The organism is Nocardioides pelophilus, from assembly GCF_014180685.1.
Lineage (GTDB): Bacteria > Actinomycetota > Actinomycetes > Propionibacteriales > Nocardioidaceae > Nocardioides > Nocardioides pelophilus.
In genome coordinates this window covers 1-6869 of the sequence record NZ_JACEHF010000201.1, presented here as the reverse complement: position 1 = coordinate 6869, position 6869 = coordinate 1, and the positions used below count along the sequence as shown (strand labels likewise).

At 72.6% G+C, this 6869-nt stretch carries 6 protein-coding genes and 2 pseudogenes; 5 read left to right on the top strand and 3 right to left on the bottom strand.

Annotation, left to right across the window (positions count from 1 at the left end; all coding sequences use genetic code 11):
- The 5 genes and pseudogenes from H0488_RS20885 to pgfA form a co-directional block, all read left to right on the top strand.
- Positions 1–799 (top strand): annotated as a pseudogene (locus H0488_RS20885) (hypothetical protein); the annotation flags it as partial.
- Positions 800–863: 64 nt separating this feature from the next.
- Positions 864–989, top strand: a complete 126-nt coding sequence (locus H0488_RS24790) for a hypothetical protein (RefSeq protein WP_281369719.1) — start codon at positions 864–866, stop codon at positions 987–989.
- Positions 990–1090: 101 nt separating this feature from the next.
- Complete coding sequence (locus H0488_RS20880; protein ID WP_183101146.1) at positions 1091–1927, top strand: glycosyltransferase; 837 nt, start codon at positions 1091–1093, stop codon at positions 1925–1927.
- 1 nt (position 1928) lies between these two features.
- Entirely contained in the window at positions 1929–3191 is a 1263-nt protein-coding gene (locus tag H0488_RS20875; protein ID WP_183101145.1) for a glycosyltransferase family 4 protein, read from the top strand.
- The gene (pgfA, locus tag H0488_RS20870) at positions 3179–4156 is read left to right on the top strand and encodes a cell envelope lipid trafficking protein PgfA (RefSeq protein ID WP_183101144.1); all 978 of its coding nucleotides are present in this window, start codon (positions 3179–3181) and stop codon (positions 4154–4156) included. The genes H0488_RS20875 and pgfA overlap by 13 nt, the downstream gene beginning before the upstream one ends.
- Before the next feature lie 37 nt (positions 4157–4193).
- Here the strand turns inward: pgfA and H0488_RS20865 are convergent, their stop codons facing one another.
- The 3 genes and pseudogenes from H0488_RS20865 to H0488_RS20855 all read right to left on the bottom strand — a co-directional run.
- Complete coding sequence (locus H0488_RS20865) at positions 4194–5219, bottom strand: hypothetical protein (protein ID WP_183101143.1); 1026 nt, start codon at positions 5217–5219, stop codon at positions 4194–4196.
- Between the two features lie 25 nt (positions 5220–5244).
- Positions 5245–5943, bottom strand: a complete 699-nt coding sequence (locus tag H0488_RS20860) for a class I SAM-dependent methyltransferase (protein WP_183101142.1) — start codon at positions 5941–5943, stop codon at positions 5245–5247.
- Positions 5944–5976: 33 nt separating this feature from the next.
- Positions 5977–6869, bottom strand: a pseudogene (locus tag H0488_RS20855) (hypothetical protein); the annotation flags it as partial.

Below are 6869 nucleotides of genomic sequence, written 5' to 3'. Positions count from 1 at the left end.
CGCACCGGCGCTGCCCGGCGGCGCCGAGGCGCTGGAGGAGCTGGCCGGCCGCCTGCCGGGCCTGGCGCTGCTGCGCGACTCCCACCGGTTCCTCGCTCCCCTCGGCGTGGTGCTCGCGATCGGCGCCGCCGGCGCCGCGACGGCCGTGCGGGAGCAGGTGCGGCCGCAGCGGGAGGCGCTGTGGGCGGTGGTCGGCCTGGTCGTCGCCGCGCCGGTGCTCCTGCTGCCGGCGCTCGCGTGGGGTGCGGCCGGCGAGCTGCAGCGGTCGTCCTACCCCGACGAGTGGTCCGACGTCGCAGCCGTGCTCGGTGACGACCCGGGCCGCGTCGTCGTACTCCCGTGGGCGGGGGCCTACCGCGGCTACGACTGGAACCACCGGCGCGCGGTCCTCGACCCGGCGCCGCGCTACTTCCCGGGCGAGGTGCTCGTCGACGACCGGGTGCTCCTCGACGACGACGCGGTGCCGGCCGAGGACCCCCGCGTCGAGGAGGTACGCCGCGCGCTCGCTGCTGCCGACCCGGCCGCAGCCCTGCGGGCGATCGACGTGCGCTGGGTGCTCGTCGAGGAAGGCATGGGCGACGTGCGGCCTCCCGAGGGCCGGGTGGCCCACGCCGGGGACGAGCTGACCCTGATCGAGCTCGCCGCGGGAGATTCCGCGGGGCCGGCCGCCGCCGACGACGACCCCGGCTCCGGGTCATTCGTCCCGGTCGTACTCGGGCACTCCGCCTCTGTGGTTTTGCTTTTGGTCGGTGCGACCATAAGAATCCACCTCGGGAGAGACCTTCGTCACTTACAGTGAGAGGGTCGCACGACTCGTTCTGACGGGTCGTCGCAGGTCTTTGGGAGGGGACCTTCGTATGAACATGATGATTTCTGCGGTCGTAGGAGCACTCGCCGCTGGCGCCGTGCTCGTGGGCGGCGTCAACGCCGTCGAAGGCGGCCAGAAGCCCGTTTCCAACGCGGAGCTCTACACCTACTCGAGCGAGTGAGTCGCTCGGCCACCCGCAGCTGGGGAGCGCGCGGGCGGCCGAGAACGACACGTCCCACGGAAGTGGGGCGGGTCATGAGCTGACGGCTTGGGAGGGTCCGAATGCTGCACATCGTCATTCCTGCGTACAACGAGGAGCTCCGGCTTCCCCGTACGCTGCGCGCGCTGCGCCGGTTCGTCGCGCAGCGGCGCTCCGTCCTCGGCGAGGTCGAGGTGCTGGTCGTCGACAACGCCAGCACCGACCGCACCGCCGAGGTCGCCCGCGAAGCGGCCTCGCCGGTCATGCCGGTGCGGGTGGTCGAGTGCCTCCAGCGCGGCAAGGGCGCCGCGGTGCGGGCCGGCCTGCTGGCCAGCGACGCCGACCTGGTCGCCTTCATGGATGCCGACGGTGCCACCGACCTGACCGCCCTCGACGAGGCCTGGCGCCGCTTCCAGCTCGGCGCCGACGTCGTGATCGGCTCCCGGGCACTGCCCGACTCCGTCGCCGACGTCCGCAGCTGCCGCACCCGCACGGCCGGCGCTGCGGCGTACCGGCGGATCGCGAGGCGGCTGGTGCCCGGCATCGCCGACACCCAGTGCGGCTTCAAGGTGATCCGCGGTGCACTGGCCCGTGCGGTCGCCGAGGACCTCTCTGCCCGAGGCTTCTCCTTCGACGTCGAGCTGCTGGTGCGCCTGCGCGCCGCCGGTGCCCGGATCGTCGAGATCCCCGTGACCTGGACCGACGTGCCCGGGTCGACCTTCGTGCCCGCCCGCCACGGCGCCGGCGCGTTCACCGAGCTCGCCGCCATCGCCTGGCGCACGCGCGGCCTCGGTGCCCCGATCGCCGGCAGGGCGACTGTGTGGGCGCGTGAGCAGTCCCCCATGCCGCTGCCCGCTCCAGTCGCTCTGCCGGTCGCCCTCGCCGTTCCCGCTGCCGCGTCCCTGCTGGGTGAGGCCTGAGATGACCACCGCGCCGATGTCCACGCCGATCCCCGGGCCGCTCGCCGGCCGGCGGATCGTGCTGGTCAATTGGCGCGACCTCGACCACTCGCTCGCCGGTGGGTCCGAGATCTACGCCTGGCAGTTCGCCCGCGCGCTGCGCGAGGGCGGTGCCGAGGTCGAGTTCCTCACCGCCCGCGAGCCCGGACAGCCGGCGACCGCCGTCCGAGACGGCATCACGGTCCGCCGGCGCGGCGGAGCGCTCTCCTTCTACCCGCACACCGCCCTCCGGCTGCTCGCCCGGCGGCGGCGCATCGACGCTGTCGTCGACCCGTCCTGCGGGCTGCCGTCGTTCGCTCCGCTCTTCGTGCGACGCCGCACTCCGGTGCTGCTGGTGATGCACCACGTCCACCAGGAGCAGTTCGCGACCCGCTTCCCGGCTCCGATCGCGGCGATCGGCCGCTGGCTGGAGCGGTCCGTCATGCCGCGCGTCTACCGCCGGCGCCCGGTGGTGGCCGTCTCGGCGTCGACCGCTGAGGAGATGCGGCACCGGCTCGGTTGGTCCGGCCCGGTCGGTCTGCTCGAGAACGGTGCCGACCTGCCGCCCGTCGGTGCCGGTGACCCGGTCGCGAAGGACCCGGACCGGGTCGCGGTCCTCGGCCGGCTGGTCACCCACAAGCGGGTCGACCTGGTCGTGCGTGCCGTGGCCGAGCTGCGGTCCGCGCGACCCGCGCTGCGCCTCGACGTCATCGGTCAGGGCCCCGAGCGTGCGTCCCTCGAGCGATTCGTCGCCGACCTCGGCCTCGAGGACCGGGTGACCTTCCACGGCTACGTCGACGACGACACCCTGGGCCTGCTCCTCGACCGCGCCTCGGTGCACGTGTGCGCCTCGGACGCCGAGGGTTGGGGCCAGGCCGTCATCGAGGCCGCCGGACACGGCGTGCCGACCCTTGCACGCGACGTGCCGGGCCTGCGCGACTCCGTGCGCGCCGACGAGACCGGCTGGCTGGTGCCCGACGCGCCCGGCGACCTCGAGGAGGTCGGTCGTCGGCTGACGGCCCGACTGGCCGAGGTCCTGGTCGAGGCGGAGTCGCCGATCAACCGCGCCCGCTGGTTCGAGGCGAGCCAGGCCTGGGCCCACCGATTCGACTGGTCGCAGATGCGCCGACAGGCGCTGGACCTGGTGACTTGTGAACTCGCGGCGAGCACTCCCGTGCCCGCCGCTCGCTACCGCCCGCGAGAAGAACGCGTGGCTTTCATGGGAGGAACGACATGCGTCGACTGATTGGACCAGTGCTCGTCGGGTTGGGGGTGTTCCTGATCGTCGCCGCGGGTCTCGCGCGTTTCTACGCCTACCCCGCGCTCGCCCGGGTGCCCGCCGGCTACCACAGCGAGACCGCGTTGGAGGCCACGGGCGCGGAGATCTTCAACTCCGACCCCGAGGTGCTCGCGCCCGAGACCCACGACCTCGTGATCACGTCGAAGACGAGCGAGGACGTCGATGCGGACGCGCCTGAGGACGTCGTCGTCTGGGTCAACGTCACGACGATCGACAAGGCCGTCGGCGGCAACTTCCAGAAGTCGACCGAGCGGGTCGCGTTCGACGAGGTGACCGGCGAAGGAGTCGAGTGCGACGAGTGCGACACCTGGATCGCAGAGGTCGACGGCGACACGGTCGAGCAGGTGCCGACCCTCTTCGAGGGACAGATCTACAAGTTCCCGTTCAACACCCAGCAGGACACCTACGAGGTGTGGGACGGCTCGACCGGCGAGACCGCGCCGGCGACGTTCGAGGGCGAGGAGCAGATCCAGGGAGTCGACGTCTACAAGTTCGTGCAGGTCATCGACGAGACCGTCATCGACACCCGTGAGGTCCCGGGCTCGGTGTTCGGGGCCGAGGGCACGATCGAGGCCGACATGGTCTACTCGATGACGCGCACCTTCTACGTCGAGCCGGCGACCGGCTCGCCGATCCACCGGATCGAGGAGCGGGTCCAGGAGCTGGAGTACGACGGCCAGCGCGTCCCGGCGTTCGTCGGCACGGTGCACTACACCGACGACCAGGTCGACAAGAACGTCGACGACGTCGCGACCAAGGCGACTCTCCTCAGCGGGACCCGGTTCCTGTACCCGGTCGTGCTGGTGCTCCTCGGGCTGGTCCTCCTCGGCCTCGGCATCGTCATGAACCGCCGGTTGAGCGACGAGCAGACGACCGGCACCCATCAGGACCGGCCACTGGTCACGGCCTGACCCCCGAGCTCCCAGGAGGGAGCGGGCGGGTGAGGACTCAGTCCGACAGCCTGCCCCCGACGGCCTCGAGCAGTCGCTCGAGGCCGTCGGCGTCCCAGTCGGACGCCCGGGCCCGCAGGCTCAGCACGGTGCGCCCGCGATGCCCGACCACCCCGAGCGACAGCCCGGTGCCGCCCGCGGTCACCGGGTAGAACGCGATCCGGTCGAGATGAGGGGCACTCACCTCACCGAGGTGCGAGACCAGCAGGGTCGACCCGAGCCGCCGCGCGAGGATGCGCATCGCCGTCGCCGTGGTGCGATCCACGGCCGGCGACCACGGCCGGGTCCGCCCCGCGACCGGGGGCGACTGCACCGGGGCCTCGCGCAGCGCCCGCTCGATGCCGAGCAGGTCGAGCCGCTCGACACCGACCAGTCGGATCAGCGCACTCCGGTTGTCGATCGCGCCGCCCTCGGGAGCCGGATCGCTGCTCGCACCGACGGCGACCGCGACCCGGTGCGCCGTACGGCCGTGGAGGGACTCGTGGTGGGCGATGGCCCGCACGGCGGCGTGGACGACGGCGGCGGTCCGGAAGGAGCCGGGGACCTCGATGTCGACCATGGCGTCGCCGGACTGCGGGACCGCCGGTGGCGTGGCGCTGACGGCCGCGGGTGGGTGGAACGCCGCCTCCCCGAGTCGGCCGGCGACGGTTCCGAGCACGCCGTGCGCGGCCGGCCGGTCGCCGACGCCTCGGGCCGTGGAGTGCACGGGCGCGAGCCCCAGGCGTTCGAGCACCCGCAACAGGGCAAGGCCGTCGACAGCTGCGTGGTGGGCCGACAGCACCAGCTCGTTGCCGGCGATCCCGACGACGAGCGGGGCCGGGTCAGGGGCGACCAGGTTGCGAAGCAGCTGGTCGGTGGTAACACCGGTCCTGATCGGGGGAGCCGGCCAGCCCTGGCTGGCGGCCAGGGCCGCGAGGTGGTCGGCGATTCCGTCGGTCCGGGGTGGGTGCGGCACGGTGGCGGTCAGCAGGATCCGCCATCCGATCGTCGGATCGGCGACCCAGCGCTCCTGCCCCGATGTCATGGCTGGCCTGGCTGTCCTGGCTCGGTCACGGCTTGCGCGCCGAGACCACCAGGCTGACCCCGGGGAGGCGACGGAGGGGCAGCACCCGCTCGAGGGCGACGGCCGTGCGCAGACCGGCGTTGAGGACCGGGTTGACCGGCTCCATCTCGCTCTCGGCCTGCTGCCGCTTGCGTCGGCGGGCGCGGACGACGGGGCGCAGCAGGACGTTCCACGACCAGATGTCGACGACCTCCAGGCCGGCGCCGGTGATCACGGCGGTCAGGTCGTCCCGCTCGTAACGCCGGAAGTGACCGAGCGCGACGTCGTGCCCGCTCCAGAGCTTCATGCTGCACGGGACCGCGACCAGCGCGCGGCCGCCGGGACGCAGCACCCGTGCCGTCTCGCTCGCGACGGCCCGGTCGTCCTCGATGTGCTCCCACACGTCGGTGGACATCACGAGGTCGAAGGAGGCGTCGGCGAACGGCAGTCGGGTGGCGTCGGCCCGCACGACGTCCAGGCCGCGGGCGGCCGCGATGCCGGCGCCGGCGGGGGAGTACTCCAACCCCGTAACGGTCCACCCGAGATCGCGGAGGACGGCGGTGTTGCCACCGCCGCCGCACCCGATGTCCAGCGCGCGCCCGACCGGCCACTCCTCAGCGGTACGGCGCACCATCGCGCGCCGCTCGGCGTACCACCAGTGCCGCTGCTCGAGCGCCGCCGACTTGGCGATCTCCTCGTCGTCCACGCTGCGACTCTAGGGCGTACCTCCTCGCCCGGGTCAGCCGATCCCGCCGGGGCCGCTCCGCAACCGCGGGTTCTTCAGCCCCGAGTGCACGTTCGACGGGTCCGAGCCGCCGGCGACCTCGCGGCCGTCGCTCACGGTGCCGAGGTCGGTGTCCCAGTTCGTCGGGTCCGACTTGCGGTTGTTGTGGGCGGTGTTGCGGCTGCCGGTCACCTCGGCCTTGTCGCGCAGGCCGTCGCGGTCGGTGTCCTTGCGCACCGGGTTCGTCTTCCGCTTGCCGATGTAGTAGCTGCCGCCGTCACGGTCCCGGACGATCACCCGCTGCTTGATCCGGATGCCACGGACCTCCCGGTTGTCGCGCAGGCGGTCGTTGTCGGTGTCGACGTCGCACGGGTCGGGGCGGACCAGTCCGATCCTCCGGTCGCGGGTCTTGCTGAAGTACACCCGCTGCTTGATCCGGATCCCGTTGACCTCGCGACCGTCCCGCAGGTTGTCGCCGTCGGTGTCGGCGTCCAACGGGAGCGTGCTGCCGGTGCTGCAGTTGGTCGGTCCGTTCACCTCGGTCCCGTCGGTGAGCCCGTCGTCGTCGGTGTCGGGGTCGTTGGGGTCGGTGTTGTGGGTGCCGGTCTCTTCGCCGTCGGTGAGCCCGTCGTCGTCGCTGTCAGGGTCGAGCGGGTCGGTGGCTGCGTTTCCGTAGTCGGTGTTGGTGGTGCCGTCGACCTCGTCGCCGTCGTTGATCCCGTCGTCGTCGGTGTCGGGGTCGTTCGGATCGGTGCCGATGGTGCCCTCTTCGGTGTCGGTCAGGCCGTCGTCATCGGCGTCGTCGTCGACCAGGTCATCGGTGCCGTCGAGGGGGTCGGTCCCGTCGACGTCGACCTCGATGCCGTCCGGCACTCCGCCGTCGTCGGTGTCGGGGTCGTTGGGGTCGG